14 protein-coding genes are annotated in these 16054 nt (G+C 67.4%); 1 reads left to right on the forward strand and 13 read right to left on the reverse strand.

Features of this window, described 5'->3' with window-relative positions:
• Positions 1–52: 52 nt before the first annotated feature.
• The 11 genes from AVE30378_RS28305 to AVE30378_RS28355 all read right to left on the reverse strand — a co-directional run bounded on the left by AVE30378_RS28305 (position 53) and on the right by AVE30378_RS28355 (position 12701).
• Positions 53–628, reverse strand: coding sequence for a hypothetical protein (locus AVE30378_RS28305; RefSeq protein ID WP_129245919.1), 576 nt, complete (start codon positions 626–628; stop codon positions 53–55).
• A 110-nt stretch (positions 629–738) separates the two neighbouring features.
• Positions 739–1719, reverse strand: coding sequence for a Bug family tripartite tricarboxylate transporter substrate binding protein (locus AVE30378_RS28310; RefSeq protein WP_129245921.1), 981 nt, complete (start codon positions 1717–1719; stop codon positions 739–741).
• Positions 1720–1829: 110 nt separating this feature from the next.
• Positions 1830–2615 carry a 2-oxo-tetronate isomerase gene (gene otnI / locus AVE30378_RS28315; protein ID WP_129245923.1) on the reverse strand — a complete coding sequence of 262 codons (786 nt, stop codon included), beginning with the start codon at positions 2613–2615 and terminating at the stop codon, positions 1830–1832.
• 64 nt (positions 2616–2679) lie between these two features.
• Entirely contained in the window at positions 2680–3621 is a 942-nt protein-coding gene (locus tag AVE30378_RS28320) for a hydroxymethylglutaryl-CoA lyase (RefSeq protein WP_129245925.1), read from the reverse strand.
• 11 nt (positions 3622–3632) lie between these two features.
• Complete coding sequence (locus AVE30378_RS28325) at positions 3633–4823, reverse strand: CaiB/BaiF CoA transferase family protein (protein WP_129245927.1); 1191 nt, start codon at positions 4821–4823, stop codon at positions 3633–3635.
• A 10-nt stretch (positions 4824–4833) separates the two neighbouring features.
• On the reverse strand, positions 4834–5556 hold the full coding sequence (locus AVE30378_RS28330; protein ID WP_129245929.1) for an ABC transporter ATP-binding protein: 723 nt from the start codon (positions 5554–5556) through the stop codon (positions 4834–4836).
• A gap of 9 nt (positions 5557–5565) precedes the next feature.
• Complete coding sequence (locus tag AVE30378_RS28335; RefSeq protein WP_129245931.1) at positions 5566–7332, reverse strand: branched-chain amino acid ABC transporter ATP-binding protein/permease; 1767 nt, start codon at positions 7330–7332, stop codon at positions 5566–5568.
• Complete coding sequence (locus AVE30378_RS28340; protein WP_129245933.1) at positions 7329–8243, reverse strand: branched-chain amino acid ABC transporter permease; 915 nt, start codon at positions 8241–8243, stop codon at positions 7329–7331. The genes AVE30378_RS28335 and AVE30378_RS28340 overlap by 4 nt, the downstream gene beginning before the upstream one ends.
• Positions 8244–8333: 90 nt before the next feature.
• Positions 8334–9536 carry an ABC transporter substrate-binding protein gene (locus AVE30378_RS28345; RefSeq protein ID WP_129245935.1) on the reverse strand — a complete coding sequence of 401 codons (1203 nt, stop codon included), beginning with the start codon at positions 9534–9536 and terminating at the stop codon, positions 8334–8336.
• A gap of 43 nt (positions 9537–9579) precedes the next feature.
• Positions 9580–11214 carry a GMC family oxidoreductase gene (locus AVE30378_RS28350; protein ID WP_129245937.1) on the reverse strand — a complete coding sequence of 545 codons (1635 nt, stop codon included), beginning with the start codon at positions 11212–11214 and terminating at the stop codon, positions 9580–9582.
• A 17-nt stretch (positions 11215–11231) separates the two neighbouring features.
• Positions 11232–12701, reverse strand: coding sequence for an NAD-dependent succinate-semialdehyde dehydrogenase (locus AVE30378_RS28355; RefSeq protein ID WP_129245939.1), 1470 nt, complete (start codon positions 12699–12701; stop codon positions 11232–11234).
• 190 nt (positions 12702–12891) lie between these two features.
• On the opposite strand from AVE30378_RS28355, the gene AVE30378_RS28360 reads away from it, so the two are divergent.
• Positions 12892–13782, forward strand: coding sequence for a LysR family transcriptional regulator (locus AVE30378_RS28360; RefSeq protein WP_129245941.1), 891 nt, complete (start codon positions 12892–12894; stop codon positions 13780–13782).
• 27 nt (positions 13783–13809) lie between these two features.
• Here the strand turns inward: AVE30378_RS28360 and AVE30378_RS28365 are convergent, their stop codons facing one another.
• Together AVE30378_RS28365 and AVE30378_RS28370 are read right to left on the reverse strand one after the other, a co-directional pair.
• Positions 13810–15006 carry an ABC transporter substrate-binding protein gene (locus AVE30378_RS28365; RefSeq protein WP_129245943.1) on the reverse strand — a complete coding sequence of 399 codons (1197 nt, stop codon included), beginning with the start codon at positions 15004–15006 and terminating at the stop codon, positions 13810–13812.
• Between the two features lie 119 nt (positions 15007–15125).
• Positions 15126–16054 (reverse strand): dihydrolipoamide acetyltransferase family protein (locus AVE30378_RS28370; RefSeq protein WP_165360334.1); only part of this gene is annotated, 929 nt, incomplete at its 5' end.

Here is a 16054-nt window from a genome sequence, read left to right on the forward strand (position 1 = left end):
GAGACGCCAGTACAAACTGAAGCGCGTCTCCCACGGGTGTCAGACACCGGCTTCAGCCGAAGCCCACTTCCCGCTGCGGCGGCGCCAGCGGATCGAAGTCTTCCCAGTGGTTGTTGCGCCAGCGGCCGTTGGCGTGCTCCACGTCGGCCCCGCCGGTGTCGCGCAGGATGCGGCACGCCAGCATTTCGCGTTGCGGGCGCGTGCGCACCGCCACCATGACGCCGGCCTGGCGGATCTCGGCATGCGAATCGGGATTGAAGTGGCCATGCAGGGTAGTGCCGTGGCCCGTCACCCAAAGCGCGCCGAACAGCGAGCCCAGGTAGGCGCCCACGCCCGCCGCCGCCAGGACCAGCGGCGTGGAATCGCTGAGTTCCGACATCACGAACCCGCCGAATACCGCGAACCCCGCCCCCATGCCGCCTGCGCCCAGGAAGGCGCCCATGTCGGCGCGGCCCGAGTCCGGGTCGGAACGGCGGTCGCCACCCCAGGGATAGCGGCCATGCTCGCCGGCCGGATTCACGTAGAAGATGTTGATGTCCCAGTCCGGAAAACCGCCGGAGGACAGGCGCCGGGCCGCGGCCTGGGCCGCTTCGAAGCCCTCGAATCGGGCTGCTACGATCAAAGACATGACATGCTCCTTCCTGGTCTGGCAGGCAGGATCGACATGGCTTTATCGTACGCCTGCGCCGCCGGGCGGAACGTGTCCGTTACACCTTGCGGCGGCTGTTACGCAGGCGGTCAATCCGCCGAAATGCGCTTGCTGCGGATGACGGCGCCCCAGCGCTCATACTCTTCACGCGCGTAGCCCGCGAACGCCCGCGGCGAGCTGCCGGTGGGCTCCATGCCCTGCAGGGTCAGTTGCTTCACCACTTCCGGCGAGCGCAGCGCCTGGACGATGGCCCGGCTCAGCGTCTCGACCACGTCGGCCGGAGTGCCGGCCGGCGCGACCACGCCTTGCCATGCCGCGGCCTCGAACGCCGGGCCGCCCGCCTCGGCGAAGGTCGGCACGTCCGGCAACTGCGACGAGCGCCTTGCGGCCGGCACGGCGATGGCGCGCAGCCTGCCCGCCTGGATCAGCGGGCGCGCGGCGGCCAGGTCGGCCATCATCATCGGCACCACGCCCGAGGCCACGTCCTGCAGGGCCGGCGGCGTGCCCTTGTACGGGATGGCCGTGGCCCGGCCCTGGATGGTTTCCAGGAACAGTTCCATGGCCAGATGATGGGGGCTGCCCACGCCCAGGGACGCATAACTGCCCGGCTGGTCGCGCTTCAGGTAGCCCTTCACGTCCGCCAGGGTATGCAGGGAGGAATCGGGCGCCACGACCAGCACGATGGGCAACGAGACCAGCGTGGAAACCGGGGTCAGGTCCTTCTGCGGATCGTAGGGCAGCTTGCCGTACAGCCACGGGTTCAGCGCCAGCGTGCTCATCCCCGCCGTCAGCACCGTATAGCCGTCCGGCGCGGCGCGGACGGTTTCCTGCGCCGCGACGATGGTGGCGGCGCCCGGGCGGTTCTCGACCACCACCGCCTGCCCCAGCGTGTCGCCCACGTGCCTGGCGACGATGCGGGTGGCGAGGTCGCTGCCGCCGCCCGCGCTGAAAGGAACCAGCCAGCGGATCGGCCGGTCCGGATATCCGGCGGCCGCGGCCGGCGCGGAAACAGCCGAAGCGCCGGCCAGCGCCGCCGCCAGCAGGACGCCCTGCACGATGCCTTTGAACATGTCGCGGTCTCCTCGCGTTCCTATTTAATTAACATATTAACTATTTCTGGCCGGGCCGGGAACACAGGGAAAGCACGGGGAAAACCGGGAATGCGGCTTCGGCGCCGCGCTCAGGCGCGGGCGGCCGCCAGCCAGCGCAAGCCGGCGGAGGTGCCGCCCGCCGGGCGGTATTCGCAGCCGATCCAGCCGGCGTACTGCAATTCGCGCAGCACCCCGAACACCCAGCCGTAATCCAGTTCGCCGCGGTCCGGCTCCTGGCGCAGCGGCACGCCGGCGATCTGCAGGTGGCCGACCCGCCCGGTGGGCAGGTACTGGCGCAGCCTGGTGGTGACGTCGCCCTCGACGATCTGGCAGTGGTACAGGTCCATCTGCACCTTCAGGTTGGGCGCATTGACCGCCTGCACGACGGCATGCGCCTCGTCCTGGCGGTTCAGGAAGTAGCCGGGGATGTCGCGCGTGTTGATGGGTTCGATCAGCAGGGTGACCCCGGCCGAGCGCGCCTCGCGCGCGGCCCAGTCCAGGTTTGCGCGATAGCAGTCCAGCATGGCCTGCCGCGACGCGCCGTCCGGCACCAGGCCCGCCATCACGTGGACGTTCGGGCAGGCCAGCGCGGTGGCGTAGGACAGCGCCTGTTCGATCCCGGCCTGGAATTCCGCCTGGCGGCCGGGCAAGGCCGCCAGCCCGCGCTCGCCGCGGCCGGCGACGCCCGGCGGCGCGTTGAAGAGCACCTGCGCCACGCCCGCCGCGTCCATGCGTTCGCGCACGAAGGCGGCCGGCGCCTCGTAGGGGAACATGCATTCCACGCCCGCGAACCCGTCCGCCGCGGCGGCCGCGTAGCGGTCCAGGAACGCGTGTTCCGGGTACATCATCGAAAGATTGGCGGCGAACTTCAACATGGCGGACTCCGGACCGGGCGGCATGCCAGGAAAATAGCACAACCGCCGGGGCCGCCGCCCGGGTTCAGGCGTTGAAGTCGGGCGCCGGATGCAGGGTCAGGCGCGGGCCGGCCTTCAGGATCTGGCTGGGGATGTCGTGGCCCACCAGCCCGGGCAGCGTGGCCGTCACGCCGAGGATGCCCGGCAGGTCCACGCCGGTGTCGTAGCCCATCAGTTCGAGCATGTGCACCAGGTCTTCGGTGCAGACGTTGCCGCTGGCGCCCGGCGCGTAGGGGCAACCGCCCAGGCCGCCCAGCGACGCGTCGAAACGGTCGATGCCCGCCGCGATCGCCGCCAGCGTGTTGGCCAGCGCCATGCCGCGCGTATTGTGGAAATGCATGGTGGTCGTCAGGCCGGGAAACAGCCTGCGGACTTCGCGGCCGATCTTCTCCACCTGCGTCGGATAGGCCATGCCCGTCGTGTCGCACAGGGTCACGCCGTCCACGCCCAGCGCGGCGAAGCGCCCCACCAGTTCGAACACCTCGAACGCGTTGATGTCGCCCTCCATGGGGCAGCCGAACACCGTGGACAGGGACACGTTCACTGCGACCCGGCTGCCGCGCACCGCGCTGACCACGTCGCTCAACTGCTCGAACGACTGCTCCCGCGTCATGCGCAGGTTGGCGCGGTTGTGGGTCTCGCTGACGGACATCACCAGGTTGACCTCGTCCACCTTGCATTCCAGCGCCCGCTGCGCGCCGCGCACGTTGGGCACCAGCACCGTGTAGACGACGTCCGGGTTGCGCTCGATCTCGTGCATCACGATCTCGGCGTCGCGCAGCGCGGGAATCGCCTTGGGCGAGGTGAACGACGTGGCCTCGATCTTGGCGTAGCCGCTGCCGGACAGCCGGTTGATGAAAGCGATCTTGTCCTGGGTCTCGATGAACTGCTTTTCGTTCTGGAAGCCGTCGCGCGGCGCGACCTCCTGGATGTACAGCCGCTTGCGGCTCGCGTTCGGTTCGCTCATGGTCGTTCCCTTCAGATGATGCCGCGCGCGCGCCAATCGCCGCGCTGCGCTTCGCCGATGCCCAGGCCGGCAAGCACCTCGTCGGTGTCCTGGCCCAGGGCGGGCGCGGCGCTGCGCACCTCGCCCGGCGTCTCGGACAGCTTGGGCACGATGCCCGGCAGCTTGACCGGCGTGCCGTCGGGCAGCGCGCCGTCCAGGATCATGCCGCGCGCCTGGTAGTGCGGGTCGGCCGCGATATCGGCCACGTCGTAGATCTTGCCGGCCGGAATCTGCCCCTCGTTCAGGCGATCCAGCACCAGGTCCAGCGGATGCTGGCCCGTCCATGCCGAGATGGCGTCGTCCAGCATGACCACGTGCTTCACGCGTCCGGCGTTGTTCGCCAGCTCCGGCGCCTCGGCCAGGTCGGGCCGGCCGATCACACCCATCAGGCGCTTGAAGATGCTGTCGCCGTTGCCGGCGATCAGCACGTATTTGTTGTCCTGGCAGCGGTAGGCGTTGCTGGGCGCGATGCCCGGCAGGCTGCTGCCGGCCGGCTGGCGGATCTCGCCGAACACGGCGTACTCCGGCAGCAGGCTCTCCATCATGTTGAAGACGGATTCGTACAGCGCCACGTCGATCATCTGGCCGGCGCCGTTCTGGTCGCGCGCGCGCAGCGCCAGCAGGATGCCGATGACGCCATGCAGCGCCGACAGCGAATCGCCGATGGAAATCCCCACCCGCACCGGCGTGCGGCCGGGTTCCCCGCTCAGGTGGCGCAGGCCGCCCATGGCCTCGCCGATGGCGCCGAAGCCGGGCAGGTCGCGGTACGGGCCGGTCTGGCCGTAGCCCGACACGCGCAGCATCACCAGCCGCGGATTGATGGCCCGCAGTTCTTCCCAGCCCAGGCCCCAGGCTTCCATGGTGCCGGGCTTGAAGTTCTCGACCACCACGTCGATGTCCTTGACCAGGGCGCGGATCAGGTCCTGCGCCTCCGGCTTGCGCAGGTCCAGGCTGACCGACTTCTTGTTGCGCGACTGCACCTGCCACCAGACGGAGGTGCCGTCGTGGATCAGGCGCCAGTTGCGCAGCGGGTCGCCCTTGCCGGGCGGTTCGATCTTGATCACCTCGGCGCCGAATTCGCCCAGCATCTTGGCGGCGAACGGCCCGGCGATCAACTGGCCCAGTTCCAGCACGCGGATCCCGCTCAATGGTTTGGATGACATGATTGCCTCGTCAGCTCTTGTGTTTTCCCAGATAGGCCTCGCGCACGCGCTCGCTGGCCAACAACTCCTGGCCCGTGCCCTCCATCACGATGGAGCCCACTTCCAGGACATACGCGCGGTCCGAGATCGCCAGCGCCTGGTTGGCCATCTGCTCGACCAGCAGGATCGTCATGCCGCGTTCTTTCAGCGACTTGATGATCTTGAAGATCTCGGCCACGATCAGCGGCGCCAGGCCCAGGGACGGTTCGTCCAGCATCAGAATGCGCGGCTTGCTCATCAGGGCGCGGCAGATGGCCAGCATCTGCTGCTCGCCGCCCGACAGCGTGCCCGCGTACTGGTCCCGGCGCTCTTTCAGGCGCGGGAACATCGCGAAGCAGCTCTCGATCTCTCCCGCCAGTTCCGCCGGCGTTTCCTTGCGCAGGAACGCGCCCAGCATCAGGTTGTCATGGACCGACTGGTCCGGGAACACCTGGCGCCCCTCGGGGACGTGCGCGATGCCCAGCCCCACTCGCTTGTGCGCGCTGATGCCGCCCAGGTCCTGCCCGGCGAACGCGATCTCGCCGGTGGATTTCTCGATGCCCGACAAAGCGCGCATCATCGTGCTCTTGCCCGCGCCGTTGCCGCCGATGATGGTCACGATCTCGTTCGTGTCCACGTGCAGCGACACCTGCTTCAGGGCATTGACGGCGCCGTAGCTGACCGCCAGGTTCTTGATGTCCAGTAATCGGCTCATTGCCGTCTCCTATGCGGGCGCGCCCAGGTAGGCCTCGATGACTTTCGGGTTCTCCTGGATGTGGTTCGGCAAGCCGGAGGCGATCTTCACCCCGTAGTCCAGCACGACGATGTGGTCGGAAATCGCCATGACCAGGTCCATGTGGTGCTCGATCAGCAGGATGGTCAGGCCCATGTCCTTGAGCTTCACGATCAGTTCGGTGAGCTGGTCCGTCTCGGCCGGGTTCAGGCCGGCGGCGGGCTCGTCCAGCAGCAGCAGGTCGGGCATGGCCGCCACCGCGCGGGCGATTTCCAGCCGGCGCTGCAGGCCGTAGGGCAGGCTGTTGGCGGCGTCGTCGGCATAGCGGTCCAGTTCGAAGAACTTCAGGATGCCGAAGGCCTGCCGGCGAATGCGCCGTTCTTCTTCGAGGCTGCCGGGCAGGCCCAGCAGGTTCGAGAAGAAGCTGGATTTCTGCACCCGGTAGAAGCCCACCATCACGTTTTCCAGCGCGCTCAGGCCGTCGAACAGCTTGAGGTTCTGGAACGTGCGGCCGATGCCGGAGGCGGCGATCTCGTTGGGCGACTGGCCCACCAGTTGCCGGCCCTTGAACCGGATGCTGCCGGAGTCCGGCACCACCAATCCCGACAACAGATTCAACGTGGTGGTCTTGCCGGCGCCGTTGGGGCCGATCAGCGACACGACGGCGCCCTGTTCCAGCGCGAACGACACTTTGTTGGTGGGAACGACCCCGCCGAAGGCCTTGTACAGGTCTTTCACCTCCAGGAAACCGGCCGCGGCGCCGCCGCGCACGGCGGGAGGCGCCGGCTTCCAGTCGTCGGGGCGGGCCTCGGCGGCCAGGGCCGCGCGCTGACCGCGCCTGGGCAGCACCTTCGCCAGCAGGCCCGCCAGCCCTTCGGGCATGGCGTACAGCGCGAACAGCAGGATCAGGCCATAGGCGAAATGCTGCACTTCCGGCCAGCGCGCCAGCATGGCGTCGATCACCGTCAGCACCACCGCGCCCAGGAACGACCCGCCCGGCGTGCGGCCGCCGAACAGCACCAGCACCAGGAAGAACACCGACAGGTTGAAGTTGACGAAGTCGGAGTTGATGTACTGGTTCTGCTGCGCCACGAGGCCGCCGGCGATGCCGCAGGTGATGGCGCTGATGGCAAACGCCAGGATCTTGAAGCGGTAGACGCTGATGCCCACGCTCTCGGCCGCGATTTCCGAAGTGCGCACGGCGGCGAAGCCGCGGCCGAAGCGGCCATTGAGCAGCAGGGACGTCATGGCATGCAGCGCCAGCCCGATCGCCACGACCACCACGACCCACTGGCGGCCGTCCAGCGTGGCGCCGTTGAAGGTCAGCCCGGTGATGCCGTAGAAGCCTTCCTGTCCCTTGAACACTTCGGTCCATTCGGACACGATCTTTTCGATCAGCAGGCCGAAGGCGATCGTCACCATGGCCAGGCTGGGGCCCTTTACCTTCAGCGCGGGAATCGCGATCGCGACGCCGAAGACGGCCGACACGACCGCCGCGCAGGCCAGCGCCAGCCACGGGTTTACCTGGTAGTTCACCGTCAGCAGCGCCACCGTGTAGGCGCCCACGCCGAACAGGCCCGCGTGGCCCAGCGACTTCTGGCCGGTCTGCCCGACCAGGATGTTGAAGCCGGTCGCGGCGATGTAATAGACCCCGATGTTGAACAGGATCAGCAGATAGAAATCGTTCAGGCCCGAATAGGCGAAGCCCACCACGAGCGCGGCGATGACCAGGGGAATGAGGATTTTGGGGAGCTTCATACTTTCTCCGCGTGCACGCGGCCGAGAATGCCGGCCGGGCGGAAGTACAGCACGACGATGATCAGCGCGAACACCGCGATCTCGCGGAGGTTCGAATACCAGAGGCCAATCAGCGATTCCAGCAGCCCGATCAGGAAGCCGCCGAAGATGCAGCCGCGCGGGTTCTCCAGGCCGCCCAGGATGGCGGCCGAGAACGCCTTGAGCGACAGCAGGGTGCCGACGAACACGGAAGCGGTCGCGATCGGCGCCACCATCACGCCGGCGATCGCGGCCAGCGCCGAACTGATCGCGAACACCGCCACCGCCACGGCGTTGGCGTTGATGCCCATCAGGCTGGCGGTGGTCTTGCTGAACGCCACCGCGCGCACCGCCTTGCCCATCTTGGTCTTGTGCAGCGCCCAGTCGAACACGATCATCAGCACCAGTGTGGTCCCGAACACCAGGATCTCCTGGGGCCGCACGCCCGTGCCGAAGACCGTGATGATGCCCTCGCCCAGCGGCGAGGCCAGCGCGATGGGCGCGGGGCCCCAGATCAGCAGCGCCAGGTTCTGGATGATGATGCCGAAGCCGATCGTGCTCATGACCCACGACAGCCCCGCCTCGCCGACGAAGTGGCGGATGGCGGTGATGTAGAGCACGTAGCCCAGCAGGCTCAATATCAGCATCGCGGCCAGCAGGGCGAACAGGAACGTGCCCCAGGTGACGTCCTCGGGATTGGGAAACCCGATCAGCTTGCCCTGGGTGACCAGCAGGATGGCGCTGATGCCGATCAGGCCGGCCAGCGCCAGGAATGCGCCCTGCCCGAAGTTGAACGTCTTGGTCGTGGTGTAAGTGATGCTGAACCCGAACGCGACCAGGGCGTAGACGCTGCCCATGGCCAGTCCGCTCAGGATGGCTTGTAGTATTTGCATGCTGGATGCCCCCCTTTTGACGACTCCCCGAAGGCGTCGCGACGCCTTCGGGGAGAGATCCTTCTCGATGCGCGGCGTCTGCCGGCTGACTTACAGCTTCAGATCGTCCGGCGTGATGGCGCGCGTGAATTCATCGTCCACCGACACCACCTTGCCGTCGATCCAGCGCACCAGGCGGAAGTCCTTCACCGACAGCGCTTCGTGGTTGTCCGCCGAGAACGGCTTCTCGTAGTTCTTGATCACGCCCTTGGCCTGCGCCAGGTTCTGCAGCGCGCCCTGCACCGCCTCGCCGTCGGTCGACTTGGCCTGCTCCATGGCGGCGGCGATCAGCTTGACCGAGTCATAGGCCTGCGCGGCCATCACATAGGTCGGCAGGCGGCCGTCGCGCTTCATCAGCGTGTCGTACAGCGCCTTGGATTCCGGCGTGGAATCCTCGGTGATGGACGCGGTGAAGATCATCTTCTTGGCGAGTTCCGGCCCGGCGATGCGCAGGAACGGCGAACTCAGGTTGGCCCAGGAAGCCAGCGTGGTCGGGAAGTAGTTGATCTTTTCCAGGCTGCGCATGACGTGCGCGTTGGAATCCGCCAGCGCGTAGACGATCAGCGTGTCGGCGCCCGAGCTCTTGATCTTGTTCAACTGCGAGGACATGTCCGTGTCCTTCGGGCCGAACTTCTCGTTGGCCACGGGCGTGATCTTGTGCAGGCCCAGGATCTCGACCGCGTCCTTGGCGCCCTGCTGCCCATAGCCGGTGGTATCGGCGATGACGGCGATCTTGCCGGTCTTGCTGGCGCGGGCGGCGTAGGCGGCCAGCAGCGCGATCTGGTCGCGGTCGCGCATGGACACGCGGAACACGTAGTTCGGCGGCGACTTGGCGTAGCGGCCGGTGATGTCGGTGGCGGTGGCCACGGGCGAGATCGTCGGGATCTTCTTCTGCTGCACGATGTGCAGCCAGGCCAGCATGTTGCCGGAGTTCACCCCGCCCAGCATGGCATTGACCTTGACGTTGTCCACCAGCTCGTTGGTGTTCTGGATGGCCTTGGGCGGCGCGCCCACGTCGTCGCGTTCGACGATGACGACTTTCTTGCCCAGCACACCGCCGGCGGCGTTCAGCTCCTCGGCCGCCTGGCGCGCGCCGGCCAGCGCCGAAATGCCGAAGTCCGCCGAGCCGGTGGCCGACATGTCGCTGTTGAAGCCGATCTTGATGTCGTCGGCCAGCGCGGCGCCGCTGGCGCCCGCAAGCGCCGCCGCCAGCAGCAGGGCCTTCATCGTCTTGGGAAAGTGCTTGATACTCACGTTGTCTCCTTCTGGATCACTGGAGTGACCGCTGACTGGTTTTTCAGGATTGCTTGATCAGGTCGGCGGCCTTGTTGCCGATCATCATGGTGGCCGCGCAGATATTGGCCGAAGGCATGGCTGGCATTACCGACGAATCGATGACGCGCAGGTTCTGGATGCCGTGCACGCGCAGTTGGGGGTCGACCACCGCGTACTTGTCCCCGGCCTGCCCCATGCGGGCCGTGCCGTTGACGTGATAGGACGACACGCCATAGCGGCGCGCGAAATCCAGCAGCTCGGAATCGGATTCGCACAGCGGGCCCGGCAGGACCTCGCTGTCGAAGTACGGCGACAGGGCCTGCGAACGCAGCAACTGGCGCGCCAGGCGGATGCCGCGCACCAGGGTCCGCTGGTCGCCCTCGTTTTCCAGGTAATTGGCCAGGATGACGGGATCCTGCAGCGGGTCGGCCGAGCCAATGCGCACCTGGCCGCGGCTTTCCGGCCGGTGCTGCCACACGCCCGCGGTCATGCCGGGAAAATCGTCCAGCATGCCCACGTAGCCTTCCTTGTAGCTGGCGGGCGTGAAGACGCCTTGCAGGTCGGGCGCCGTCAGTTCAGGGGTGGACTTCCAGAAATAGTGCAGCAGCGACGGACTCAGCGCCATGATGCTGGGCCGCTTCATCAGCCAGCGGCTGATCTGGCCGGCCAGGTTCAGGCCCTTGACCAGTTGGTTCATGGTCTGGCTGTTCTTCACCCGGGCGACGACGCGCACGGAATAGTGGTCGCTCAGGTTTTCGCCCACGCCCGGCAGGTCGCGCACTACTTCGATGTTGTGCTGGCGCAGGAGGTCGGCCGGCCCCAGGCCGGACAACTGCAGCAGCTTGGGCGTATTGATGGCGCCGCAGGACACGATCACTTCGCGGCGCGCGCGCACGGCGCGGACCTGCGAGGGATGCGCGGGGTGGCAGTACGCCACGCCCACCGCCTTGGCGCCCTCGAACAGAATACGCGTGGCCTGGGCATAGGTGCGCACTTCCAGGTTCTTGCGGGCCATGGCCGGCTTCAGAAAGCACTTGGCCGTGCTCATGCGCCAGCCGCGGTCGATGGTGCGCTGGAAGTAGCCCACGCCGGCCTGCTCGGCGCCGTTGTAGTCGGGATTGCGGGGGATGCCCTGCTCCACCGCGCCGGCGATGAAGGCCTCGCACAGCGGATGGATCCAGTCGATGTCCGTGACGGGCAGTTCGCCCTGGCGGCCGCGGTAGCGGTCGTCGCCGCCCGCGCGGCGCTCCATGGACTTGAAGTACGGCAGCACCTCTTCATAGGACCAGCCGGTGTTGCCCAGCGCCGCCCAGTGGTCGAAGTCCGCCGCCTGGCCACGGTTGTAGACCAGGCCGTTGATGGAGGTGGAGCCGCCCAGCGTGCGCCCCTGCGGGATGGGCACGCGCCGGCCGTTGGTCTGCGCCGTGCCTTCGCTCGAGAACTGCCAGGCGTACTTCTTGTTGAACACCGCCTTGATGAAGCCCGCCGGGATGTGCAGGAAGGGGCTGTTGTCCGGCGGCCCGGCCTCCAGCACGCAGACCGTGGCGCCGTCGGCGCTCAGGCGGTTGGCCAGGATGGCGCCGGCCGCGCCGGAACCCACGATCACGTAATCGAACGGGTCCGCGTCGCGGACGGAAGGCTGCTGTGCTTGGCTCATGTCGGGGTCCGCAGGCGTCAGGGGATCGCGTTGAACGACTTGCCGGCGAGGCAGACGTACTTGATTTCCAGGAACTCTTCGATGCCGTACTTGGATCCTTCGCGTCCCACGCCCGACTCCTTGATGCCGCCGAACGGCCCGACCTCGTTGGACACGGCGCCGGTATTCACGCCGACGATGCCGTATTCCAGGCCTTCCATCATGCGCCACACCCGCTCCAGGTTGGCGGTGTAGAAATAGGCGGCCAGGCCCGAGGCGCTGTCGTTGGCGCGCGCCAGCACGGCGGCTTCGGACTCGAACGTGCTGATGCCCACGACCGGACCGAAGATCTCTTCGTGCGCCAGATCCATGGCGTCCGTGATGCCGGCAAGCAGCGTGGGCTCGTACAGCAGCGTGCCCGGCGCGCGCAGCTTGCCGCCCGCCAGCAGCGCCGCGCCGTTCGCCGTGGCGTCGGCCACCAGGCGCGTCACCTTGTCCACGGCGCGCTGATCGATCAGCGGCCCTTGCGTGACGCCCTCTTCCAGACCGCCGCCCACCTTCATGCGGCGGATCTCCGCCAGCAGCTTCTCATTGAACGCGTCGGCCACGCTGGCGTGGACGTAGACGCGGTTGGCGCAGACGCAGGTCTGCCCGGCGTTGCGGAACTTGGACAGCACCAGCCCCTGCACCGCTTCGTCCAGGTCGGCGTCCTCGAACACGATGAAGGGCGCGTTGCCGCCCAGTTCCAGCGACAGCTTCTTGATGTTGGATGCGCTTTGCTCCATCAGCAGGCGGCCGGTCTGCGTGGAGCCGGTGAACGTCAGCTTGCGCACCGTGGGGTTCTGGGTCAGTTCCGTGCCGATGGGCGCCGGGTCGCCAATGACGACGTTGAGCACGCCGGGCGGAATGCCGGCCTGCTCGCCCAGCCAGGCCAGCGCCAGCGCGGTGAACGGGGTCAGTTCGGACGGCTTGAGCACCACCGTGCAGCCGGCCGCCAGCGCCGGGCTGACCTTGCGCGTGACCAGGGCCGACGGGAAGTTCCAGGCGATGATGGCCGCGCACACGCCCACGGGCTGGCGGATGGCCAGCATGCGCTGGTCGCCGCGGGTGTGCGGAAGCACGTCGCCATAGACGCGCTTGGCCTCTTCCGCGAACCATTCCACGAACGACAGCGCGTAGTTCAGTTCTCCGCGCGCCTCGGCCAGCGGCTTGCCCTGCTCCAGGGTCAGCAGCAGCGCCAGGTCGTCGGCATGGGCTTCGATCAGCGCATGCCATTTGCGCAGGATGGCGCCGCGCTCTTTGCCGGTTCTGGCCCGCCAGGCCGGCAGGGCGGCATCGGCAGCCGCGATGGCACGCGCCGTCTCGGCCCGGCCCAGGTTGGGCACCGTGCCCAGCACGCTCGCGTCGAAGGGATTGCGCACCGTGATGGTGGCCCCGCCGTCGGCATCGCACCAGGTGCCACCAATGTACGCCTGCTGCCGCAGCAACTGGCTATTCTGCAGATTCATTTGTCTCGCGCTCCATCCATCGTGTTTCGCGCCGTCCGCGCTGGGGCGGAGCGAATTTTTTGGGGAGGATAGCCCTGGCGGCAGCCTCCGCAACAGCAGTCATTAGCGATGCCGCCATCGCCGTTCGCGATGACGGGGCCGCGCTTGGCTACAATGGGCCGTCTCGTCCGTTTTTTCCGTCCGTCCCGCCATGCGCCTCGATCCCACCTCCCTCAAGCTTTTCATCAGCGTGGTCGAGCAGGGCACCATCGCGGCGGCGGCCGAACACGAGCACATCGCCGCGGCGGCCATCAGCAAGCGCATCAGCGAACTGGAAGAAAACCTCAAGATCCGGCTGCTGATCCGCACCAACAAGGGCATCCGCCCGACACCGGCCGGCATCGCGCTGTCCACCATGGCGCGGCGCGCCCTGCACGAGCTGGATGAAATTTCCGTGCACATGCGGGACTATTCGCGCGGCCTGCGCGGCTTCATCCGGGTGCACGCCAACATCTCCGCCATCACCCAGTTCCTGCCCCAGGACATCAAGCTCTTCCTGAACGACTACCCCAACGTCCAGGTAGACCTGGAAGAGAAGATCTCCTCGACCATCATCAAGTCGGTGGCCGAGAACGCCGCGGACGTGGGCATTTTCTCGGGCACCGCGCCCGACCACGACGTGGAGATCTATCCCTACCGCGAGGACACGCTGGCGCTCGTCGTGCCCGCCGGCCATCCCTTGCAGGACAGGCCCGGCTTCCGCTTCGCCGACGCGCTCGAACATGACTTCGTGGGGCTGCACCGCGGCAGCGCCATCAACCGCATCCTGTCCAACGCCGCCAGCGACGAAAAACGCAACATCCAGCTCAAGGTGCAGGTCACCGGTTTCGACGCACTGTGCTTCATGGTGAATTCCGGCCTGGGGATCGGCGTGCTGCCCGTGGACATCGCCCGCCGCTACTCGGTCATGTTCGACATCCGCATCATCCCGCTGTCGGAACCCTGGGCCAGGCGCCAGATCCAGATCTGCGTGCGGGCGTTCGACGCGCTGCCCACCGCGGCCAAGCTCTTCGTCAACCACCTGAGCAAGCGCCAGCCCTGACCGCGGGGCCGGCGCCCGCCGGTTTGCCTATTGCTTGAGTTCATCCGGCTTGATGCCGCGGCTGACCTCGTCGTCCACCGTGACCACCTTGCCGTCGATCCAGCGCACCAGGCGGAAGTCCCGGTACGACAATGCCTCGTGGTTTTCCTTGGAGAAGGCCGGCGCGTAGGACTTGATCACGCCGTCGACCTTGCCCAGTCCGTCCAGCGCCTGCTGCACTTTTTCGCCTTCCGTGGACTGGGCCTGCGTCATGGCCGCCGCCAGGATCTTGACCGAATCGTAGGCGTGCGCCGCGAACACGTAGGTGGGCAGCTTGCCTTCCTTCTTCATGATCGCGTCATAGAGCGCCCGCGACTGCGGCGTGGAGTCTTCCGTGATGGACGCCGTGAAGATCATCTTCTTGGCCAGTTCCGGCCCCGCGATGCGCAGGAACGGAGGGCTGAGGTTGGCCCAAGAGCCCAGCGTGACGGGGAAGTAATTGATCTTTTCCTGGCTGCGCATCAGGTGGCCATTGGCATCCGCCAGCGCATAGACGATGACGGTGTCCGCCCCGGCGGCCTTGATCTTGTTCAACTGCGACGACATGTCCGTGTCCTTCGGACCGAACTTCTCGTTGGCCACCGGCGTGATGCCGTACAGGCCGAGCACGTGCGCGGCGTCCTTGGCGCCCTGCTGCCCGTAGCCGGTGGTGTCGGCGATGATGGCGACCTTCTTGTTCTTCGTGGCGCGGGCCGCGTAGGCGGCCAGCAGCGTGATCTGGTCCAGGTCGCGCATGGACACGCGGAAGATGTAGTTGGCCGGTTCCTTGCTGTAGCGGTTGGTGATCTCGGTGGCGGTGGCGGACGGCGAAATCGTCGGCACCTTCTTCTGCTGCACGATGTGCAGCCAGGCCAGCATGTTGCCGGAGTTCACCCCGCCCAGCATGGCGACGACCTTCTCGTTGTCCACCAGCTCGTTGGCGTTCTGGATGGATTTGGGCGGCGAGCCCACGTCATCGCGCGGCACGATGACCAGTTTTCGCCCCAGGACGCCGCCGGCCGCGTTGATCTCCTCGGCGGCCTGCCTGGCCCCCGACAGCGCCGACACGCCGAAGTCGGCCGAGCCGCTGGCGGACATGTCGCTGTTGTAGCCGATCTTGATGTCGGCCTGCGCCCACGCGCCCTGGGCCATGGCCGCGAACGCGGCCGCGCAGGCAATGCGGGAAAGCTGCTTCTGCATTTTCATTCCGTTGTCTCCAGACTTTAAGTAATGGTGCTTCGTCTTGCCGCCGCCATCGGTCTGTGCGCCGTTCGCGGTCCACCTAGCCCTGATGCGTGGACGCTGCCTGGACTTCGTCCAGGCTGCTAGAGAATCAGTTCGATGGGATTCTCCAGTAGCTGTTTCACGGCTTTCAGGAACTGCGCGCCCGCCGCGCCGTCCACCACCCGGTGGTCGGCCGACAGGGTCAGGCTCATGACGTGGCCGATGCGGATCTCGTCTCCGTCGACCACCGGCTGCCGGGTCACCGCGCCCGCGGCCAGGATGGCGCTTTGCGGCGGGTTGACGATGGCGGCGAATTCACGCACGCCATACATGCCCAGGTTCGACAGCGTCAGGCTTCCGCCTTCGTATTGTTCGGGGTGCAGCCGGCCGCGCCGCGCCTGCTCGGCCAGTTGCGCGATCTCCGCGGAGATCTCGCGCAGGGACTTCCTGTCGGCATTGCGCACGATGGGCGTGATCAGGCCGGATTCCAGCGCCACGGCGATGCTCAGGTCCACCTGGCCGAGCTGCGCGATGCCCTCTTCCGTCCATTGCGCATTGATGGCCGGAGTCTGCCTGACCGCGCGCGCCACCGCCATCGCCAGCAGGTCGTTCAGCGAATGGCGCACGGGCTCGGGCGCGGCCTGGCCGCGCGCATTCAGCGCGGCGCGGGCGGCCATCGCCGCGTCCATGCGGCAGTCCACCGTAAGGTAGAAATGCGGAACCTGCTGCTTGGACTGGACGAGACGGCGCGCGATGGTGGCGCGCATGGGTGTGTGCGGCCGCAGCGCGCCCCCGGCGGGAACCGGCGCGATGGCGGCGGGTTCCGCCGCCGGCATGGGCGCCGGCGATCCGGCCGCGTTTTCGATATCCACCCTTACGATGCGGCCATTGGGCCCGCTGCCCGCAAGCGCGTGCAGGTCCACCCCCAGCGTGCGCGCCAGGCGCCGCGCGGACGGGCTGGCGAAAAGGCGCTGCGCGGCCAGGCCGGGCTCCGCCCGCGCGCGATCGCTGGCGGCGTGCGCCGCCGGAG

It is taken from the genome of Achromobacter veterisilvae, from assembly GCF_900496975.1.
GTDB classification, from domain to species: domain Bacteria; phylum Pseudomonadota; class Gammaproteobacteria; order Burkholderiales; family Burkholderiaceae_B; genus Achromobacter; species Achromobacter veterisilvae.

Bases quoted from the DNA above. Each gene is read 5' to 3' on its own strand.
- AVE30378_RS28305 (WP_129245919.1), bottom strand. From the start codon at position 628: ATGTCTTTGATCGTAGCAGCCCGATTCGAGGGCTTCGAAGCGGCCCAG.
- AVE30378_RS28310 (WP_129245921.1), bottom strand. From the start codon at position 1,719: ATGTTCAAAGGCATCGTGCAGGGCGTCCTGCTGGCGGCGGCGCTGGCC.
- otnI (WP_129245923.1), bottom strand. From the start codon at position 2,615: ATGTTGAAGTTCGCCGCCAATCTTTCGATGATGTACCCGGAACACGCG.
- AVE30378_RS28320 (WP_129245925.1), bottom strand. From the start codon at position 3,621: ATGAGCGAACCGAACGCGAGCCGCAAGCGGCTGTACATCCAGGAGGTC.
- AVE30378_RS28325 (WP_129245927.1), bottom strand. From the start codon at position 4,823: ATGTCATCCAAACCATTGAGCGGGATCCGCGTGCTGGAACTGGGCCAG.
- AVE30378_RS28330 (WP_129245929.1), bottom strand. From the start codon at position 5,556: ATGAGCCGATTACTGGACATCAAGAACCTGGCGGTCAGCTACGGCGCC.
- AVE30378_RS28335 (WP_129245931.1), bottom strand. From the start codon at position 7,332: ATGAAGCTCCCCAAAATCCTCATTCCCCTGGTCATCGCCGCGCTCGTG.
- AVE30378_RS28340 (WP_129245933.1), bottom strand. From the start codon at position 8,243: ATGCAAATACTACAAGCCATCCTGAGCGGACTGGCCATGGGCAGCGTC.
- AVE30378_RS28350 (WP_129245937.1), bottom strand. From the start codon at position 11,214: ATGAGCCAAGCACAGCAGCCTTCCGTCCGCGACGCGGACCCGTTCGAT.
- AVE30378_RS28355 (WP_129245939.1), bottom strand. From the start codon at position 12,701: ATGAATCTGCAGAATAGCCAGTTGCTGCGGCAGCAGGCGTACATTGGT.
- AVE30378_RS28360 (WP_129245941.1), top strand. From the start codon at position 12,892: ATGCGCCTCGATCCCACCTCCCTCAAGCTTTTCATCAGCGTGGTCGAG.
- AVE30378_RS28365 (WP_129245943.1), bottom strand. From the start codon at position 15,006: ATGAAAATGCAGAAGCAGCTTTCCCGCATTGCCTGCGCGGCCGCGTTC.